At 73.4% G+C, this 17854-nt stretch carries 18 protein-coding genes and 1 pseudogene; 12 read left to right on the forward strand and 7 right to left on the reverse strand.

From position 1 onward, the window contains the following. Position 1: 1 nt before the first annotated feature. Positions 2–775: an ABC transporter permease gene (locus CWOE_RS21025; RefSeq protein WP_012935656.1), complete on the forward strand. Its 774-nt coding sequence runs from the start codon at positions 2–4 to the stop codon at positions 773–775. 10 nt (positions 776–785) lie between these two features. Here the strand turns inward: CWOE_RS21025 and CWOE_RS21030 are convergent, their stop codons facing one another. Both CWOE_RS21030 and CWOE_RS21035 read right to left on the reverse strand, forming a co-directional pair. Then, complete coding sequence (locus CWOE_RS21030) at positions 786–1073, reverse strand: ATP-dependent Clp protease adaptor ClpS (protein WP_012935657.1); 288 nt, start codon at positions 1071–1073, stop codon at positions 786–788. Positions 1074–1084: 11 nt separating this feature from the next. Continuing rightward, entirely contained in the window at positions 1085–1960 is an 876-nt protein-coding gene (locus tag CWOE_RS21035; protein WP_012935658.1) for an MBL fold metallo-hydrolase, read from the reverse strand. Positions 1961–2027: 67 nt separating this feature from the next. On the opposite strand from CWOE_RS21035, the gene CWOE_RS21040 reads away from it, so the two are divergent. The 5 genes from CWOE_RS21040 to CWOE_RS21060 all read left to right on the forward strand — a co-directional run bounded on the left by CWOE_RS21040 (position 2028) and on the right by CWOE_RS21060 (position 7624). Next, complete coding sequence (locus tag CWOE_RS21040) at positions 2028–4040, forward strand: protein meaA (RefSeq protein ID WP_012935659.1); 2013 nt, start codon at positions 2028–2030, stop codon at positions 4038–4040. 53 nt (positions 4041–4093) lie between these two features. Next, positions 4094–5050: a GTP-binding protein gene (locus CWOE_RS21045; RefSeq protein ID WP_012935660.1), complete on the forward strand. Its 957-nt coding sequence runs from the start codon at positions 4094–4096 to the stop codon at positions 5048–5050. Between the two features lie 57 nt (positions 5051–5107). Next, positions 5108–6409 (forward strand): glycerophosphodiester phosphodiesterase, encoded by a 1302-nt coding sequence (locus CWOE_RS21050; RefSeq protein WP_012935661.1) that lies wholly within the window; start codon positions 5108–5110, stop codon positions 6407–6409. A 105-nt stretch (positions 6410–6514) separates the two neighbouring features. After that, on the forward strand, positions 6515–6676 hold the full coding sequence (locus tag CWOE_RS33590) for a hypothetical protein (protein WP_012935662.1): 162 nt from the start codon (positions 6515–6517) through the stop codon (positions 6674–6676). 72 nt (positions 6677–6748) lie between these two features. Next, entirely contained in the window at positions 6749–7624 is an 876-nt protein-coding gene (locus CWOE_RS21060) for an alpha/beta fold hydrolase (protein ID WP_012935663.1), read from the forward strand. Between the two features lies 1 nt (position 7625). On the opposite strand, the gene CWOE_RS21065 is transcribed toward CWOE_RS21060, so the two are convergent. Further along, the gene (locus CWOE_RS21065) at positions 7626–8969 is read right to left on the reverse strand and encodes a hypothetical protein (protein WP_160165545.1); all 1344 of its coding nucleotides are present in this window, start codon (positions 8967–8969) and stop codon (positions 7626–7628) included. Positions 8970–8986: 17 nt separating this feature from the next. Next, positions 8987–10207 (reverse strand): hypothetical protein, encoded by a 1221-nt coding sequence (locus CWOE_RS21070; RefSeq protein ID WP_012935665.1) that lies wholly within the window; start codon positions 10205–10207, stop codon positions 8987–8989. Between the two features lie 420 nt (positions 10208–10627). Here CWOE_RS21070 and moaA point away from each other — a divergent pair, with 420 nt between their 5' ends. Together moaA and CWOE_RS21080 are read left to right on the forward strand one after the other, a co-directional pair. Then, positions 10628–11620 carry a GTP 3',8-cyclase MoaA gene (moaA, locus tag CWOE_RS21075; protein WP_012935666.1) on the forward strand — a complete coding sequence of 331 codons (993 nt, stop codon included), beginning with the start codon at positions 10628–10630 and terminating at the stop codon, positions 11618–11620. Between the two features lie 54 nt (positions 11621–11674). Continuing rightward, the gene (locus CWOE_RS21080; protein WP_012935667.1) at positions 11675–12058 is read left to right on the forward strand and encodes a RidA family protein; all 384 of its coding nucleotides are present in this window, start codon (positions 11675–11677) and stop codon (positions 12056–12058) included. Between the two features lie 4 nt (positions 12059–12062). Here CWOE_RS21080 and CWOE_RS21085 read toward each other — a convergent pair whose 3' ends face one another. After that, positions 12063–13088 (reverse strand): thioredoxin domain-containing protein, encoded by a 1026-nt coding sequence (locus CWOE_RS21085; RefSeq protein WP_012935668.1) that lies wholly within the window; start codon positions 13086–13088, stop codon positions 12063–12065. Between the two features lie 95 nt (positions 13089–13183). On the opposite strand from CWOE_RS21085, the gene CWOE_RS21090 reads away from it, so the two are divergent. After that, positions 13184–14308 (forward strand): lysylphosphatidylglycerol synthase transmembrane domain-containing protein, encoded by a 1125-nt coding sequence (locus tag CWOE_RS21090; RefSeq protein ID WP_012935669.1) that lies wholly within the window; start codon positions 13184–13186, stop codon positions 14306–14308. On the opposite strand, the gene mobA is transcribed toward CWOE_RS21090, so the two are convergent. Then, on the reverse strand, positions 14262–14876 hold the full coding sequence (gene mobA / locus CWOE_RS21095; protein ID WP_012935670.1) for a molybdenum cofactor guanylyltransferase: 615 nt from the start codon (positions 14874–14876) through the stop codon (positions 14262–14264). The two genes, CWOE_RS21090 and mobA, sit on opposite strands and share 47 nt — an antisense overlap. 63 nt (positions 14877–14939) lie before the next feature. On the opposite strand from mobA, the gene CWOE_RS21100 reads away from it, so the two are divergent. Both CWOE_RS21100 and CWOE_RS34495 read left to right on the forward strand, forming a co-directional pair. Further along, the gene (locus tag CWOE_RS21100) at positions 14940–15512 is read left to right on the forward strand and encodes a hypothetical protein (RefSeq protein WP_012935671.1); all 573 of its coding nucleotides are present in this window, start codon (positions 14940–14942) and stop codon (positions 15510–15512) included. A gap of 132 nt (positions 15513–15644) precedes the next feature. Then, positions 15645–16245 (forward strand): annotated as a pseudogene (locus tag CWOE_RS34495) (hypothetical protein). Positions 16246–16255: 10 nt separating this feature from the next. On the opposite strand, the gene CWOE_RS21110 reads toward CWOE_RS34495, so the two are convergent. Continuing rightward, complete coding sequence (locus CWOE_RS21110; RefSeq protein ID WP_160165546.1) at positions 16256–16942, reverse strand: YoaK family protein; 687 nt, start codon at positions 16940–16942, stop codon at positions 16256–16258. Positions 16943–16993: 51 nt separating this feature from the next. Here CWOE_RS21110 and CWOE_RS21120 point away from each other — a divergent pair, with 51 nt between their 5' ends. Then, entirely contained in the window at positions 16994–17809 is an 816-nt protein-coding gene (locus CWOE_RS21120) for a class I SAM-dependent methyltransferase (protein WP_012935673.1), read from the forward strand. Positions 17810–17854 lie beyond the last annotated feature (45 nt).

Here is a 17854-nt window from a genome sequence, read left to right on the forward strand (position 1 = left end):
GATGAACCAGTCGGCCGCCTACTGGGCGCTGAGCGACTCGCTCACGCTGATCGGGCGCAGCGTCCGCCACAGCCTCCGCAGCGTCGACGCGCTCGCGACCGCCGTGATCCTGCCGGTCCTGCTCCTGCTGCTGTTCGTCTACGTCTTCGGCGGCGCGATCGACACGGCCGGCGACTACGTCGACTTCGTCGTGCCGGGGATCGTGCTGCTGTGCGCGGGATACGGCTCCGCCGCGACCTCCGTCAGCGTCAACGACGACATGACGACCGGGGTCGTCGACCGCTTCCGCTCGCTGCCGATCGTCAGCTCCGCGCTGCTGACCGGGCACGTGATCGCGACCGTCCTGCGCAACGTCGCCTCGATGCTGATCGTCTTCGCGGTCGCGCTGCTGATCGGCTTCGACCCGACCGCCAGCGCGCTCGACTGGCTCGCCGCCGCCGGCCTGCTGCTGCTGTTCATGACGGCGATCTCGTGGATCGCAGCCTGCTTCGGCCTGCTCGCGCGCAGCGCAGAGTCGGCCGGCGCGTTCGCGTTCCTGATCATGTTCCTGCCCTACCTCAGCAGCGCATTCGTCCCGCCGGAGACGATGCCGGCCGGCCTGCGCGCGGTCGCCGAGCACCAGCCGATCACGCCGATCGTCGACACGCTGCGCGGGCTGATGACCGGCACGCCGATCGGGAGCGACGCAATCGTCGCGGTCGCGTGGTGCAGCGGCGGGATCGCGCTCGGCTGCGCCGGCGCGGCGTGGCTCTACCGGCGGCGGGTCACCGCATGAGCGGCCCGGCTCAGCCCTGTTCGAGCGGGGCCATCGTCAGGCCGGCGCCCTGGAGCTGCTCCCAGTACAGCTCCGCGACCTCTCTCTGGCCGCTCCAGACGATCGCCTGGCCGCTGTTGTGGATGCGGTCGGCGTAGTCGTAGCCGACCGCGATCGTGACGCCCGGGATGTAGCGCGCGAGCGTGCGCGCGACGTGGTCGAACGTGTTGTGATCGTCGTTCTTGACGATCACGCGCCAGTTGCCGCCGAGCCCGCTGCCCGGCCCCTGCACGCGTTGCTTCTCGATCGTCTGCCCCATCGCGGGTGACCTTAGCGCGGCTCTGCCGCCGCCTGGGCCTCTCGCTCCGCGCGCTTGCGCCAGTAGCGCTCCAGCCCCATGAACAGATGCGACGGCGGCACCGCCGTCTCGTACGCCTGCACCGTCGCCGGACCGTCGGCCTCACGCTCGATCGCGCCGCGGACGGCGTTCTCCAGCAGGTCGGCGTCACCGCGGCGTGCGAGCCCGGCGAGGTCGCGCAGCGAGGTGCGCGTCGCCTCCAGCTGCGCCTCCGCGTCGTCGACCGCGCCGAAGTGCGTCAGCCCGAGGCTCGCCGGTCTCCACGCCGCGATCCGGTCGAGCGAGGACTCCCACGCCTCGACGTCGATGTCGGGCGGCGGCGTCGGCGCTATCACCAGGTCCGACGGCGGGATCCGCACGCCAGCGACGTCGCCGACGAAGGCGCGGCCGCTCTCCTCGTGCAGGTAGGCGACGTGGTGGGAGGCGTGGCCGGGCGTGTAGGCGACGCGGATCCCGCCGGCGAGCTCGCGCAGCGTCTCCCCGCCGCTGAGCGCGTGGACGCGCTCCTGCTCGACCGGCAGCACCTCGCCCCACAGCCGCTTCATGTTGTCCTCGCCGTAGAGGCGGCCGGCGCTGCTCATCAGCTTCGACGGGTCGATCACGTGCGGCGCGCCGCGCTCGTGCACGTAGACCTCGACGTCGGGCCAGCGGCGCGCGAGCGCGCCCGTCCCGCCGGCGTGGTCGAGGTGGATGTGGGTCAGCAGCAGCGCCCGCGGGCGCCAGTCGCCGAGCGCCTCCAGCAGCGTCGGCAGCGCGGGCTCGGGCCCAGGGTCGACGAGCACGTCGCCGACCTGCCAGGCGCAGACGACGCGGCCGATGCCGAGATGGTGGACGTCGATGGCTCGCATTGGGAGGGACCTACCCGGGCTCGTGAATCGGGGTCTGCTGAAGGGGGCGAACCCTACACTCGGGGGGATGAGCGAGGACGCCCCGACACCCAGCCACCGCCTGCCCGAGAAGGACCGTCCGTGGATGATGCGGACGTACGCCGGGCACTCGACGGCGGAGAAGTCGAACGCGCTGTACCGCGGCAACCTGGCCAAGGGCCAGACCGGCCTGTCGATCGCGTTCGACCTGCCGACCCAGACCGGCTACGACGCCGATCACGAACTGGCGCGCGGCGAGGTCGGCAAGGTCGGCGTGCCGGTCGCGCACAAGGGCGACATGAAGGCGCTGCTCGACGGCATCCCGCTCGACAAGATGAACACGTCGATGACGATCAACGCGACGGCGGCCTGGCTGCTGGCGCTGTACATCGTGACGGCGGAGGACCAGGGCGTCTCGCAGGCCCAGCTCCAGGGCACGACGCAGAACGACATCATCAAGGAGTACCTCTCGCGCGGGACCTACGCGTTCCCGCCCGGCCCCTCGATGCGGCTGATCGCCGACATGGTCGCGTACACCGTCGAGGAGGTTCCGAAGTGGAACCCGATCAACATCTGCTCCTACCACCTGCAGGAGGCCGGCGCGACGCCGGTGCAGGAGATCGCCTACGCGATGTCGACCGCGATCGCCGTGCTCGACGAGGTCCGCGAGCGGGTGCCGGCAGAGCTGATGGGGAGAGTCTTCAGCCGCATCTCGTTCTTCGTCAACGCCGGCGTGCGCTTCATCGAGGAGCACGCGAAGCTGCGCGCGATGGGCGTCCTGTGGGACCAGCTCGGACGCGAGCGCTACGGGGTCGAGGACCCCAAGCAGCGCCGCTTCCGCTACGGCGTGCAGGTCAACTCGCTCGGGCTGACCGAGGCGCAGCCGGAGAACAATGTCCAGCGGATCGTGCTGGAGGCGCTCGCCGTGACGCTCGGCCGCGACGCCCGCGCCCGCGCACTTCAGCTGCCGGCGTGGAACGAGGCGCTCGGCCTGCCGCGCCCGTGGGACCAGCAGTGGTCGCTGCGGCTCCAGCAGGTGCTCGCGTTCGAGACCGACCTGCTCGAGTACCCCGACATCTTCGAGGGCTCGGTCGTGATGGACGGGCTCGTCGGCGAGCTGCTCGACGGCGCGCGCGCCGAGATGGCGATCGTCGCCGAGCACGGCGGCGCGGTCGAGGCGGTGCCGTACATGAAGGCGGCGCTGGTCGAGTCCCACCGCGAGCGGATCCGCCGGATCGAGTCGGGCGAGATGAAGGTCGTCGGCCAGAACGTCTACACCGAGACCGAGCCGTCGCCGCTGACGGCCGACAACGACGGCGGCATCATGACCGTCGACCCCGACGTCGAGCGCCACCAGCGCGAGGCCGTCGCCGCCTGGCGCGCGCAGCGCGACCAGGGCGCGGTCGACGCGGCGCTGGCGGAGGTCGCGCGCGTCGCGGGGAGCGACGAGAACATCATGCCCGCGACGATCGCCGCCGCCCGCGCGGGCGCGACGACCGGCGAGTGGGCGCAGACGCTGCGCGACGCCTTCGGCCAGTACCGCGGGCCGACGGGCGTCGGCGAGGCGGCCGGCGCCGGCCCCGACGCCGACGGCTCGCTGGAGCAGATCCGCGACGAGGTCGAGCGCGTCTCCGACGGGCTCGGGCGGCGGCTGAAGATCCTCGTCGGCAAGCCCGGCCTCGACGGCCACTCCAACGGCGCCGAGCAGATCGCCGTCGCCGCGCGCGACGCCGGCATGGAGGTCGTCTACGAGGGGATCCGCCTGACGCCGGCGCAGATCTCCGCCTCCGCGTTGCAGGAGGGCGTCCACGTCGTCGGCCTGTCGATCCTGTCCGGCTCGCACCGCGAGCTGATCCCGTCGGTGATCGAGGCGCTGCGCGAGGCCGGCATCGGCGACGTGCCGGTCGTCGTCGGCGGGATCATCCCGCCGGCCGACGAGCGCGAGCTGCTGGCGGCCGGCGTCGCGGCGGTCTACACGCCGAAGGACTTCGACATCACGCGGATCATGCGCGACATCACGGCGCTCGTCGCACAGCGCAACGGGGTGGCCGCGAGCGCGTGAGCGTTCGCGACGCGACGGGTGACGCCGCTGGCCGCGCCGCTAGCGTTCGCGGCGTGAACGACGGAGCCCAGCTCGGCACGCGCCTGCGCGCCGGCGACCTGACCGCCGCGCCCGCGGTCCTCAACCTCGTCGAATCGCGCGCGCCGAGGGACCAGGCGGCGATCGCGGCGCTGCTGGCCGAGGTCTCCCCCGCCGCACTCGGCGGCGAGGCGCCCGCGCACGTCGTCGGCGTCACCGGGCCGCCCGGCGCCGGCAAGTCGACGCTGCTCTCCGCGCTGGTGCACGGCTGGCGGGCGCGCGGCCGGTCGGTCGCGGTGCTCGCCGTCGACCCCTCCTCCAAGCGCTCCGGCGGCGCGCTGCTCGGCGACCGCGCACGGATCGAGGTCGACCCCGCCGACCGCGAGGTGTTCATCCGCTCGATGGCGGCTGGCGAGCGGCTCGGCGGGCTCGCCCCCGCCACCCGCGCCGCCGCGCACGCGCTCGCGGCCGCGTTCGACGTCGTCGTCGTCGAGACGGTCGGCGTCGGCCAGAGCGAGACCGAGATCGCCGAGGTCGCCGACACCGTCGCGGTCGTCGTGCAGCCCGGCTCCGGCGACGCGCTCCAGTTCATCAAGAGCGGGATCATGGAGATCCCCGACGTGCTGATCGTGACGAAGGCCGACCTCGGCCAGGTCGCGGTCCGCGCACGCCGCGACCTGCACGCGGCGCTGCGCTCGCTCGGCGCGCGCGACACCGCCGTCGTCGCCGTCAGCTCGCTGCCGCCGCAGCAGGGGATCGAGCAGCTGCTCGACGCGCTCGACGCCCACCGCGCCGCAAGCGACATCGCGACACGGCGGCTGAGAGCGCGGCGGCTGCACGCGCTCGCCGACTTCGTCGAGGAGCACGGCGGGCGCGGTCTGCGCGCGCTCGGCGGCCGGCGCGCAGCCGAGCGGTGGCTCGCGACGACCGACCCCGCGCTCGACGTCGCCGCGCTGGAGCGCGCGCTCGCGGAGCGGGCGTCCGCGGCCTGAGCCGCAGCGTTACAGTCAGGTCTCCCCCGTCACACCCATCACCGAGGAGACCGACGCGTGACACGAGGAAGGCACATCCTCGCGCTCGCCACGACCACCGTCGCCGCAGCAGCCTGCGCGCTGCCGACGGCCGCCGGCGCCGCGACGAAGCCCGAACAGAACCAGTGGCTCGGCATGCGCGTGCTGAACCAGATCCACCAGGGCGGCGAGGACGAGGCGCCCTCCAACACGCTCTACGCCTACCACGACGGGCTCGCCAAGGGCGGCGACATGATCGAGCTCGACGTGCACGCGTCCAAGGACGGCGAGCTCGTCGCGATCCACGACGACACCGTCGACCGCACGACCAACGGCAGGGGCCGCGTCAACGCGCTGACGCTCAGACAGCTGCGCCGCCTCGACGCCGCCTGGAACTTCGTCCCCGGCGAGAACGCCGTTGCCGGCCGCCCGGCCTCCGCGTACCCGTTCCGCGGCGTGCGGCTCGGGCGCATCGCGCCGCCGGCCGGCTTCGAGGCCGCCGACTTCCGCATCCCGACGTTGGCGGAGGTCTTCAGCGCGTTCCCGGACGTGCCCGTCAACGTCGAGATCAAGGGCAAGACGCAGCGGGAGAAGTTCGCCGTCGCCGACCGGCTCGCCGACTTCCTCGAGAGAGCCGGCCGCAGCGACGTGATCGTCGCCTCCTTCGACCAGGCCGCGGTCGACCGCTTCCACAGACGCGCGCCGAGAATCGACGTCTCGCCGGGCGTCGACGGCATCTCCGGCTTCCTGCTCAGCAACGTCCCGGCGCCGGCTGGCACGAAGGCGCTGCAGATCCCGATCACCTACAGACTCGGGACGGTGACGCTCGAGGTCGTGACGCCCGAGCGGATCGAGAAGGCGCACAGAGCCGGCTACGCCGTCCACGTCTGGCTCGACAAGTCCGAGGAGAATGACGAGGTCTACGGCAGGCTGCTCGACCTCTGCGTCGACGGCGTGATGACCGCCGAGCCGACGCGCTTCGAGGCCTTTCTGGAGCAGCGCAACGCCCCGCGCGCCGGCGGCCAGGGCGGCAGCGACCGCTGCCGCAAACCGACGCCGCCCCCGCCCGGCTGCCGCGTGCGCGCGTCGAAGCTCGCGCCGCAGCGCGGCGGGAAGCTCGCCGTGCGCGTGCAGCGCTACGGCGACCTGCGCGGCGCATGCCGCGCGCGGGTCACGCTGGGCGGCGCCGCGAGAGGGAGCGGCGCGGTCACGATCCCGGCCGGCCGGATCGCCGCGATCGCGTACGTGAGAGCCGCCGCGCCGAGACGCGGCGAGGTCCGCGTCAGCGTCAGAACGCCGAAGCGCACCGACGTCCGCACCCTCCCGCTGGCACCGCGCTGAGCGAGAGCCGATGTGCCGTCGCTCTTGGGTCCCTGAGAACCATTGGCGACGGCACATCGGCCGGTCGCGCGGCGCCCGCGCGCGCCGTTCGTCAAACTTCGCGGCGTGATCCGCGACCTGCTGCTCCTGCTCGGCGTCTTCGTCGTCGTCAGCGCGCTCGCCGGGCTGCTCGGCGCGTCGAACCTCGGCACCGCGCTGACGTTCGGCACGATGGCGTTCGCAGCGGTGCTCGTCGGGATCATGCTGTACAGAGACCGCGACGCCTGAGCGCGGGAACGCGCGCCGCGCGCGGACGAAAACCGGCGCATCCTGGCCAGCCAGCCAGTTAGGCTGCCGGCCATGACCCTCCCGCTGCCGCAGGTCGAAGGGATCACGCACCGCGACGTCACCGTGCGCGGGATCCGCCTCCACGTCGCCGAGGGCGGTCCGCAGGACGCGCCGCCGGTCCTGCTGCTGCACGGCTGGCCGCAGCATTGGTGGATGTGGCGCGACGTGCTCGTCGATCTGGCCAGAGACCACCGCGTGATCGCGCCCGACCTGCGCGGCCTCGGCTGGAGCGACGCGCCGAGACGCGGCTACGTCAAGCAGGAGCTGGCCGACGACAACATCGCGCTGCTCGACGCGCTCGGGCTCGACCGCGTCGACCTGATCGGCCACGACTGGGGCGCGTTCACCGGCTTCCTGATCTGCCTCACCGCGCCCGAGCGGATCGGCCACTTCCTCGGCTGCTCGATCCCGCACATCTGGCCGCCGAGAGAGCGGCCGAGCCTCAGACGGCTCTCGCAGCTGTGGTACCAGGTCGTGCTCGCGGCCCCCGGCGTCGGCCAGGGCCTGATGCGGCAGGGCGAGCTGACGCGCAAGGTGCTCACGGCCGCCCGTACGCACGGCCGCTACAGCGACTACGAGCTGGAGCAGTTCGTCAGCGTGCTCAAGCAGCCCGAGCACGCGCTGGCGAGCGCCCAGTACTACCGCTCGTTCCTGCTGCACGAGCTGAAGCCGCTCGCCAGCGGCGCCTTCCACGACCGGCCGCTGAGCACCAAGACGCTGCTGCTGTGGGGCACCGACGACCCGATCCTGAGAGGCGCGAAGACCGACGAGCACCGCGCCTTCGCGCCCGAGATGGAGATCGAGCGGGTGCCCGACACCGGCCATTTCCTCCCGGAGGAACGGCCGGGCCTCGTCGTCGAGCGGGCACGCGCGCTGTTCGCGCGCTGACTCAGCGGCGAGCCGCCGTGCGGCGCACGCTCAGCGTGTGCTCGCTGACGAGCCCGCTGCGGTCGCGCAACTCGATCGTCACCGGGTGCACACCGGCGCGCCGCGGCACGCCGATCCACCAGCGGCCGGCTCTTCCGGCGAGCGGCCGCGCGGCGTGCCAGCCGGCACGGGCGGACAGGCGCCAGCGGACCGCCCGCACGCTTGCGCTCGCGTGCACCACGACCGCGGCGCTCCCGGCGGCGAGCGCCGGCGCGGCGGCGCCGGGGCGCGGCACGCGCTCGGCCGTGTCCGCTGGCGCCCCGGCGCCGCTCCAACGGCTCGCCGCGACGTCGACCGCGTTCCCCCTCCCGGCGCCGGCCGTCAGCCGCGGCGCGCGCGGACAGCGGGTCGGCAGCGGGATCCGCTCGACGTACGCTCTGCCGACGGCGATGTCGCCGAGCAGCCGGTAGACCGCCCCGCGGACGTGTCTCGTCCAGACGATCTCGGTCGGCGCCGCCCACGAGAGCCGCACGCGACAGGCGGCCAGGAGCGCGTGCGACCGCTCCACCACGTCGCCCGTGGACTGCCACGTGACGACGCCGCCGCCGAGCTGCGGCACGTCGATCGTCCAGCCGACGACGGTCATGCGCGGAGAGCCGCAGCTCTGCAGCGTGAGCGCGAAGTCGGCATGGCGTGCGACCGCGAACGGGCGTTCGTAGAACGTCGGCGTGAACGCCATCGGCGCGAGCGGGCTGCGTGGCAGCGGGCGTTCCAGCGGAGCGCACATCGGCTCGAACAGACGCGCGGCGTCAAGATCCGGAACGTCGCCGGGACGGCCGTCGTCGTCCCGCACCGTGCCGCTGCGCCAGTCGGCCCAGGCCATCTCCCCGTCGAACTGCCGGTAGGCGATCCAGCGCTCGCCGACGCCTTCCAGGAACAGCAGGTCGGGCCGGCCGTCCTCGCCGGAGCTCCATGCGTCCGCTCCCGGGACGTCATGCCACGTGCGCGTCGCGAGATCGAGCCGCTTCGCCGTCGCAGGCGGCCGGCCCGGGACCGTGGACGCGTCCCAGCAGCGGACGACGAGCTGGCTGCCGCCGACCGCGAACGTCCGCCCGTCGGGGATGCAGCCGTCCGGGACCGCGACTTCGAAGGAGGCACCGCCGGCACCGTCGTCGATCACTCTGAGCCGACCGTCCGGCAGCACGTACGCGATGTGCCGCTCGCCGTCGCTCTGCAGCGATCCCCACTTCGCCTCGTCGAGGCGCGGCCGCTCTGTCGCGGCGTTCGCGGCTGCTGGCGACACCACCGCCAGCGTCGCCACGATCACGGCGGCGACCCGGCCGCGGCGGATCGCGTTCGCAGTCATCGTCATCGCTCCGTTCGTCATCGTGCCCGGACCTCGTAGCGCGCACGGCCGCCGTCGCGGAAGCGGACGTCCAGCCGCAGCCCGGCGGCGCGGCGGCTCGTCTTGCCGGCGCGCAGCGACCAGCGCGCGCCGCTCCCGCGTGCCTGCCGCCAGCCGCGGTCGCCGAGACGCCAGCGCACGCTCTCTGCCGGCGCCCCGAGGCGCACCGCGGTCGTGCCGGCAGTCAGCTGCAACGCCAGCTGCCGCTCGACCGGTCGCAGCAGCTCGACGTCGCCGCCGGTCGCGCGGTCGGACCCGCTCGCCGCGCGCGGCGACACGACCACGCTCCGCCCGCGGGCCGACAGCGAGAGGCGCCAGCGTCTCTCGACCCGCGCGCACGCGCCGGCGACGTCGAGCTGCTGCAGCGTCACCGGGCCGCTACCGCGCGCGCTCGATGCGAGCACGAGCGTCTGGCGGTGCGCAAGGCCGTAGGTGAGCGGGCTGACCTGCCAGCGCAGGCGGAGCCCGCAGCGATCGAGGTATGCGAACTGGCTCATCCGCGGTGCCCGGGTGCGAACGCCCCACGTGACGAGGCCGTCCGACTTCGCGACGGCGACGAACTCCGTTCCTTCCGCCGGTCTGGGCCAGAGCACGATCGCGCCGCCGCCGGGACCGCCGCGATCGTCGCGGAGGGGTCCGCCGGAGTACGGCGGCGGCGTGACACGCCCGCCGCACCCGGGACCGGTCCGCTCGCCGGCACCACGCCGCCAGTCGAAGATCCCGCTGCGCGAGGCGTTCTTGTAGGAGCTCGCGTCGTAGCAGGCGCCCGTCGAGCCGATGCCGGTCCAGTTGATCGAATCGCCCCAGGCCTGCTCCGGCGGGAGCACCAGCGCGGTCAACGCTCCGGTCTCGAGGTCGAGCGCGTGCATCGTGCCATAGCTCCCGGCCGCGGTCGCGCAGGCCGCGAGCGCGAACCCCTCGCCGGCTGCTGCGACCGCTCTGTACGCCCGCGGGACCGCGCAGGCGGTCGAGACGACGCGGTCCGATGCGGGGCGCGTCGAGGGGTCGATGATCCGCACCGCGCCCGCCCGGTCCATGAAGACGAGCCGGCCGCGCTCGTCGAGCGCGGGCGTGTCGCGCGCATCGTCGGTCAGCTCGACGCCGATCGGCGCACTCGCTGTTGCTGCCGCCGGCACGACGCCGACCGCGCCGACCAGCGCGACCGACGCCGCGAGCGCGTTCCATCCATGAAATCGCATGCCGGCTTGAACGGCGGCGCGCCAGCGAAAGTTGCGCAGACGGCGCTGACCGGTCGCCGGGCCGGACGGTCAGCGGCAGCAGAGGAAGGTCGAACGCTCCCGGCTCCGGCACCTTGGGGGGAGGTTTGCCGAGAGCCGGGAGCGCTCTGGATGCACATCGGGGCTCCAGCAGGTCGTCCACCGAACACGCGACACGGGGGAATGGCGCGCATGGGAGCAGATGGAACGACCACCGGAGGTGGCGGCGCAGCAATTGTGGCGTCGCAGGTGCATCGCGCTACTTACAGTAGGAAAAACGTTCTCGCAGATCAACCCCCTCCTGATAAATGGCTAGCTGTAGCTCTTGCGTTCGCCGGCGTGTGTCCGACCGGACGGGTCGGATTTCTCCCATCGGGCCTCCGGGACGAATACCCTGGTCACATGCGTGAACAGCTGAAGGATGGGCACGGGCGTTTGATCGGGGACGTGCGGATCTCGGTCACCGACCGCTGCAACTTCCGCTGCCAGTACTGCATGCCCGCGGACGGGCTGCCGTGGCTGGAGCGCGAGGAGATCCTCACGTTCGAGGAGATCGCCCGGCTCGTCGGGCTGCTGGCGTCGATGGGCGTCCACGACGTGCGGCTGACCGGCGGCGAGCCGCTCGTGCGGCGCGACTTCCCGCGGCTGGTCGAGATGCTCGCCGCGATCCCCGCGGTGCACGACCTCTCGATCACGACGAACGGCTACCTGCTCGAGCGTGACGCGGCCGCGCTCGTCGCCGCCGGCGCGAACCGCTTCAACGTCTCGATCGACTCGCTCCAGCGCGACCGCTTCTTCGAGATGACCCGCCGCGACGCGCTCCCGCGCGTGCTGCGCGGCCTGGAGGCGCTCGCCGCCTTCCCGCAGGCGCACCCGATCAAGGTCAACGCGGTCGCGCTGCGCGGCTTCACCGAGCAGGAGGCGATCCCGTTCGCCGAGTTCGCCCGCTCGCACCCGTACGAGGTCCGCTTCATCGAGTTCATGCCGCTCGACGCCGACCACGCCTGGTCGCGCGACCAGGTGCTGACCGGTGACGAGGTGCGCGCCGCGATCGACGCCGTCTATCCGCTCGAGCCCGAGCCGCGCGAGCCGTCCGCGACCGCGCGCGTCTACCGCTTCGCGGACGGCAGAGGCCGGATCGGCTTCATCAACCCGGTCAGCGAGCCGTTCTGCGGCGACTGCAACCGCATCCGCGTCACGGCCGACGGCAACCTCCGCACCTGCCTCTTCAGCGCCGGCGAGACCAGCCTGCGCGACCCGCTGCGCGCCGGCGCCGGCGACGACGAGCTGGCGCGCGTGATCCGCGACGCGGTCTGGCGCAAGGAGCTCAAGCACCAGGTGAACGACCCCGGCTTCGTGCAGCCCGCGCGGACGATGTCCGCGATCGGCGGCTAGCGCTAGCCTGTCCGCGCGCGCCTCCCGCGCGTCGTTCACCAAGGAGACAGGAACATGACACGCACGTCGATCTCGGCGCCTGACGCCGCCCCGCCCGCCGGTCCGTATTCGCCCGGCGTCCGTGTCGGCGGCGAGCTGCTGTTCACCGCTGGTCAGGGCCCTTTCGACAAGGACGGCAGACGCGTCGGCGAGACGTTCGAGGAGCAGGTCCACGCGACGCTCGACAACGTCGAGGCGATCGCCAAGGCAGCCGGCGCGACGCTCGCCGACGCCGTCCGGCTCGGCGTCTTCATCAAGGACATGGCCGACTTCCCGAAGCTCAACGCGGTCTTCGCCGAGCGGCTGACCGAGCCGTTCCCGGTTCGCACGACGGTCCCGGTCGACCTGCCGGGCTTCGACGTCGAGATCGACGCCGTCTTCGCCGTCCCCGCCGGCTGAGCGCTCAGTTCGAGGCGGCGCCGCGCTGCGCCGCCTCGACCGCCGCGCGGAACTCGTCGATGCCGAAGGCGCCCTCCATCCGAGCGGCGACCTTCCCGTCGGCGTCGATCGTGAACAGCCACGGCTCGGTCTGCAGGCCGAACGCCTCCAGCTGCGGCCGCAGGCCCTTTCTCGGATCGTTGTCGACGTAGACCTCGTTGTGGATGAAGTCGACCTCGTCGCCGTAGGCGGACTTCAGCTGCTCGGCGATGTCGGCGACCGGCCCGCAGACGCGCGACTGGCACAGCGCCGGCGTCGCGAACAGCAGCGCGACCGGTCTCTTGCCGAGCGCGTCTCTGAGGTTCACGTCGTGCATGTCGGTCGGCGGCGTGCGCGTGTCGATCTTCGCGACGTCGTTGTTGACCGAGGCGAGCGTCGGCGTGTCGACCGACGGCGCGTCGTCGCCGACCTCGGGCACCTTCGCGTCGCGTCTGACGAGCAGGTCGGCGGTCGCGCCGTACTGCGTGTCGCCGACTCTGGTGACCGTCAGGACGAACCAGCGACCGGCTCTCGGGAGGTCGACCGTCGCGTGGTAGATCGCCTTCAGCTCGCCGGGCGTGCTGTTGCTCGTCTGGCTGCGGAAGGCGGTCCGGACCTCCAGCGAGTCAGCCGGCGCGAGGAACGGCCCGCTCGCCTTCGCGGTCGGCGTGCGGGCCACGTAGACGGCCGTTCTGCCGTAGACGAACTTGTTCTCGGCGTCGATCAGGCCGAACGCGAGACGGTTCTCGCCGGGCGTGTAGAGCGACGTCGCCAAGCCGGCCTGCGGCCCCGGCTGGAGCGTGTCGGCGAGCTGCCGCAGCGTCCGACCCTGCGTCTTCGGGAACTCCGCCGCGACCGGTCTCTCGGCGGCCGCGATCGCGGGTGAGGAGGCGGGCGCGGCGGTCGCGTTCGGAGACGAGGCGCCACCGCCCTCGTCGCTGCCGCCGCAACCGGCGAGCGCGGTCAGCGCGCCGCAGACGAGCGCGGGCGCGAGCAGATGACGGAGACGCATTCACCTGAGGCTATCTGACCGTGCAGCACCGCCACTGCGCAGCTCGGCCGCCCGGCGTGATGTGATCCGTGCGTGAACGCGGGAACGAAGCTGTCGTGAGCGAGCGGCAGCACCACCACCTCGGCGACCGCCTCGAACGTGCGATCGAGGACCACGTCGACGTCGAGCGCGAGCTGGCGCAGGCGCCCGCGGAGGAGGACGACTCTCAGCGCCGCAAGCTGGTGCAGACCGGCGTCTGGCTGTTCCTGACGGGGATATCGCTCTACCTCGTCGCGCCGAGCCTGCTCGACGTGCTCGGCTCGTGGAGAGACGTCAGCAAGTTCGAGCCGGCGTGGCTGCTCGCGATGCTGGTGCTGCAGGGCGCGTCGCTCGGCTGCCTCTGGTTCCTGCAGCGGCTCGCGCTGCGGCCGGTCGCGATCGCGCCGGTGATCACCTCGCAGCTGGCCGGCAACGCGCTCGCGAAGATCGCCCCCGGTGGCGGCGCGCTGGGCGCCGCGCTGCAGTACCGGATGCTCGTCCAGGCCGGAGTCGCGAGAGAGAAGGCGGTCGGCGGGCTGACGGTCGTCAACCTGCTCACGTTCGGGATGGTGCTGGCGCTGCCGGTGCTGACGATCCCGACGCTGCTGCGCGGCGGGGTCGACGAGAACCTCGTCGAGGTCGCGGCGATCGGCCTCGCCGTCTTCGTCCTGCTGGCCGTGGTCGGCGGGCTGATGCTGGCGAAGGACGGCGTGCTGACGTGGATCGGGCGCACGGTCCAGCGCATCCGCAACCGCCTCCGCCGCGACGCGCCGCCGCTGACGGGGCTGCCGAGACGGCTGCTGCGCGAGCGCGACCGCATCCTCGCGACGTTCGGCCCGCGCTGGAAGCGCGCGCTCGGCTCGACCGTCGGCCGCTGGGCGTTCGACTACGCGACGCTGCTGGCGGCACTGGCGGCCGTCAACGCCTCGCCGTCGCCGGGCCTCGTGCTGCTCGCCTTCTGCGCCGCGCAGGTGCTGACGCAGATCCCGCTGACGCCCGGCGGGCTCGGCTTCGTCGAGGCCGGGCTGACCGGCATGCTGACGCTCGCGGGCGTCTCGCCGGGCGACGCCGTGCTGGCGACGTTCGCCTACCGCCTCTTCTCGTACTGGCTGCCGCTGCCGCTCGGGCTCGTCGGAGTCTTCGGACACCGGCGCGTCATCGCTCGCCTCGGCCTCGCCGGTCCATCATCGCCGTCGCGGTGAGCAGGTCCTCTGGCAGGTTGACGTTGAAGAACGCGTCCGCCTGGTCCTCGGCGTCGAGCACGAGCGGGCCGAGCGCCTCGACCGCCTCGGTGAGCGGCCCCAGCGGCCCGTCGTGCACACGCAGCGCAGCACCGAGCGGCTCCAGCGCCGACGGCTCGTAGCGCGCCAGCAGCGGCTGCAGCACGCCGCCTGCACGCGGGACGACGGCCGGCCGGCCGCGTGCGTCCGCCGTCGCGACCGCACGCACGAGCGGATCGGTCAGGAACGGCAGGTCGCCGGCGGCGACGAGCACCGAGCGGCCGTTCGCCTGCTCGAGCGCGTGGACGATCCCGGTCAGCGGATGACGCGGCTCGCCCGGCTCCAGCCAGACCGCGACCCACGGCAGCACCGGCAGCTCGTTGTCGGGCTTGGCGACGATCACGACTTCGCTGAGCGCGGCGCGCAGGATGCCGACGGGATAGCTCAGCAGCGGCCGTCCGTGCAGCTCCACGACCGCCTTGTCGCCACCGATCCGCCGTCCCGCGCCACCGGCCAGCACGACTCCGATCGGCGCGTTCGGTTGGGCCATCCTGACGCTCCTGGTCCCGGGCGGGTCGCTCCCGCCACGCCAGGGAGCATAGAATCACCGGCGATGGAGGGTTCCACAGATCAGGAGACCGTTCGGAGCTGGCTCCGCTGCTACCGCTGCTGGTCGCAGAACCTGGAGGTCCAGGTCCACTACGAGGGGATCCACAGGATCGATCCGGCGACGGGCGAGCGGGCGGAGGTCGTCGACGAGATGCAGGAGGCGGTCGTGCAATGCCTCGACTGCATGCACGACCAGCCGCACCTCGGCTTCCACAACGGCCGCGTCGAGCCGATCGAGGACCGCTGGGAGCGGATGGTCGCGGGCACGCCGTGGGTCGCCTCCTGCACCGTGACGGTCGACGCCGACGACGTCGAGACGTGCTCGGGGCCCGAGGCCGGCGACGCGCTCTCCTACGCCGCCTTCGGCGATCACGGCACGCGCGAGTTCTTCACCCACGTGCGCTTCCACAAGCACGACGACGACCAGATCGTCGTCCACCTGCTCGTCGAGCTGTACGCGCGCTCCAGCGAGGAGGCGACCGAGGTGCTCGAGACCGCCGCACGCGGCGCGCTCGCGATCACCTCGCTGGCGGAGGAGTCCCGCCCGCCCGCCTCCAGCGGCGACGACGTGCACTGAGCGGCGTCTGCGGGGCGCGCCGCGGCATCCGTGCTTTCCACGGACGCGGGCGGGTGGTCTGGGCCGATGGCGCGTCGGCACTGGGGACGTAGCGTCTCGGGTGCAGACGCGACCACCCGACAGGAGGCTCCGATGACACGCAGCAGCTCGACCCCGACCGCTTCGTCCCGCGCCGCGGCGCGGGTCCGCCGCCACGGTGGCGGCGCACCGCTCGCTGCTGCCGACGCCGACGACGCCGGCGCGGCCGTACGCGGGAACCCGGCACGCTTCGTCTGGGCCGCGGCGCGGCTCGCGCTCGGCTGGATCTTCCTGTGGGCGTTCCTCGACAAGCTGTTCGGGCTCGGTCAGGCGACCCCGTCGGGCGCCGGCTGGATCGACGGCGGCAACCCGACCGAGGGCTACCTGAGCGGCGCGACCGGCCCGTTCGCCGGGATACCACGACATCGCCGGCGCCGGTCTCGTCAACGTGCTGTTCATGGCCGGGCTGCTGTTCGTCGGCGCCGCGCTGATGAGCGGCGTCGCGATGCGGCTGGCGTGCGCGGCCGGCGCGCTGATGATGATCCTGATGTGGACCTCGGCGCTGTGGCCCGAGACCAACCCGTTCATGGACGACCACCTCGTCTACGCGCTCCTCCTCGCCGGCCTCGCGCTCGTCCGCGCCGGCGACACCCTCGGCCTCGGCCGCCGCTGGTCGCAGACCGCGCTCGTGCGGCGCGTGCCGTGGCTGGCGTGAGCGCCGTCTCCTAGTCCGTCCCCGCCCGCATCACGGCGATCGCGCCCGCTACGGCGAGTGGCGCGATCGCCGGCGCGGCGAGCGGCACCAGCTCCAGCAGCGTCGCGCCGGACAGCGCACCGAGCACCAGCGCGACGACGACGGCGACGCGCACGCGGTTGCCGTCCCCTCTGCCCTCGACGACGCCCTGGAAGATCGCGGTGAGCGTGCCCGTCACGAACGTCGTCGCGATCCCGAACGCCGACGTCATCCGGCGGGCGGCGACCGTCTGGAGCGCCATCGCCATCGCCGAGACGGCGAGCAGGCCGAGGATCAGCGCCGAGGACGGCTCCGCGTCCGCCACCCACCAGCCGAGCAGCACGAGCAGGTGCAGCGGCAGGGCGGCGAGCAGCAGACGCGGCGCACTGCCGACCGCCCGCGGGCCGCGCGTCAGCCGGAAGCCGGCGTAGAGCGCGAGCGCGAACGCCGCGGCCGCCACCACCGCGCGCAGCGCGGTCGCACCGTAGGCCTCCCGCCCGACCAGCCCGACGAGCACGAGGTTGCCGGTCTGGTTCGCCGTGAAGACGCCGCCCATCCCGAGGAACGCGACAGCGTCGGTCGCGCCCGAGCCGAACGTCAGCGCGACGAGCGCGATCACGTGCGACCGCACCCCGCGCGAGGCCGGCGCGGGCGGCGGCGTGGCCCCGGTCCTCTCCACGGCCGCCATCCTAGTCCCGCCCACGGCGCCCGCCTGTCAGCATCCTCGCCGATGACCGGCAGCGCGAAGACGACCTGGGCGCTCGGCTCCTACCCGCGGATGGCGGAGCGCCTGGCGGGCGCCGCGCACGAGGCGGTCGAGCTGGCCGGCGTCGGCCCGGGTGACCGCGTGCTCGACGTCGCCTGCGGCACCGGCAACGGCGCGCTCCTGGCGATGGCGCACGGCGCGACGGCCGTCGGGGTCGACGTCGAGCCGCGGCTGCTCGACGTCGCGCGGGCGCGCGCGGCGGCGCTCGGCGACGCCGCCGCGACGACGCTCACCTGGATCGAGGGCGACGGCGCCGCACTGCCGGTCGCCGACGGCGCCTTCGACGTCGTCCTGTCGCTCTTCGGCGTGATGTACGTGCCCGACCAGGACGCCGCGGCACGCGAGCTGGCCCGCACCTGCGCGCCCGGCGCACGCGTCGTGCTCGCGGCCTGGGAGCCGGGCTCGTTCATGCCGGCGATGGGCGCGGCGCTGGCGCCCTATCTCCCGCCTCCGCCTCCCGGCAGCTCCCCGCCGTCGCGCTGGGGCGACGAGCAGGCGCTGGAGCGGCTGCTGGGCGACGCCGGCCTGAGAGTGGAGCGGACGAGCAGCGCGACGATCGCGCTCGACTTCTCCAGCCGCATGGAGGCCGTCGGCTTCCTCGTCGCGACCGCCGGCCACGTGCTCGCCGAGCGCGAGCGGCTGACGAGCGAGGGTCGCTGGAGCGCCCTGCTGGCCGGCCTCGGCGGGCTCGTCGCCGAGCGCGACCGCGGCGCCGACGCCGCGGAGGGCGGCGTCTCGCTCCCGCTCGACTACCTGCTGGCGTTCGCCCGCCCCGCCTGAGCGGAACGCGGCGCCCGCCGTCGACCGCCGCCTGCCGCCGCGTTG

Source organism: Conexibacter woesei DSM 14684, from assembly GCF_000025265.1.
Lineage (GTDB): Bacteria > Actinomycetota > Thermoleophilia > Solirubrobacterales > Solirubrobacteraceae > Conexibacter > Conexibacter woesei.

What these genes read in the sequence shown, in the direction of transcription:
- CWOE_RS21030 (WP_012935657.1), bottom strand. Translation starts at nt 1,073, where the DNA reads ATGGGGCAGACGATCGAGAAGCAACGCGTGCAGGGGCCGGGCAGCGGG.
- CWOE_RS21080 (WP_012935667.1), top strand. Translation starts at nt 11,675, where the DNA reads ATGACACGCACGTCGATCTCGGCGCCTGACGCCGCCCCGCCCGCCGGT.
- mobA (WP_012935670.1), bottom strand. Translation starts at nt 14,876, where the DNA reads ATGGCCCAACCGAACGCGCCGATCGGAGTCGTGCTGGCCGGTGGCGCG.
- CWOE_RS21035 (WP_012935658.1), bottom strand. Translation starts at nt 1,960, where the DNA reads ATGCGAGCCATCGACGTCCACCATCTCGGCATCGGCCGCGTCGTCTGC.
- CWOE_RS21100 (WP_012935671.1), top strand. Translation starts at nt 14,940, where the DNA reads ATGGAGGGTTCCACAGATCAGGAGACCGTTCGGAGCTGGCTCCGCTGC.
- moaA (WP_012935666.1), top strand. Translation starts at nt 10,628, where the DNA reads ATGCGTGAACAGCTGAAGGATGGGCACGGGCGTTTGATCGGGGACGTG.
- CWOE_RS21070 (WP_012935665.1), bottom strand. Translation starts at nt 10,207, where the DNA reads ATGCGATTTCATGGATGGAACGCGCTCGCGGCGTCGGTCGCGCTGGTC.
- CWOE_RS21120 (WP_012935673.1), top strand. Translation starts at nt 16,994, where the DNA reads ATGACCGGCAGCGCGAAGACGACCTGGGCGCTCGGCTCCTACCCGCGG.
- CWOE_RS21065 (WP_160165545.1), bottom strand. Translation starts at nt 8,969, where the DNA reads ATGACTGCGAACGCGATCCGCCGCGGCCGGGTCGCCGCCGTGATCGTG.
- CWOE_RS21040 (WP_012935659.1), top strand. Translation starts at nt 2,028, where the DNA reads ATGAGCGAGGACGCCCCGACACCCAGCCACCGCCTGCCCGAGAAGGAC.
- CWOE_RS21025 (WP_012935656.1), top strand. Translation starts at nt 2, where the DNA reads ATGAACCAGTCGGCCGCCTACTGGGCGCTGAGCGACTCGCTCACGCTG.
- CWOE_RS21085 (WP_012935668.1), bottom strand. Translation starts at nt 13,088, where the DNA reads ATGCGTCTCCGTCATCTGCTCGCGCCCGCGCTCGTCTGCGGCGCGCTG.
- CWOE_RS21060 (WP_012935663.1), top strand. Translation starts at nt 6,749, where the DNA reads ATGACCCTCCCGCTGCCGCAGGTCGAAGGGATCACGCACCGCGACGTC.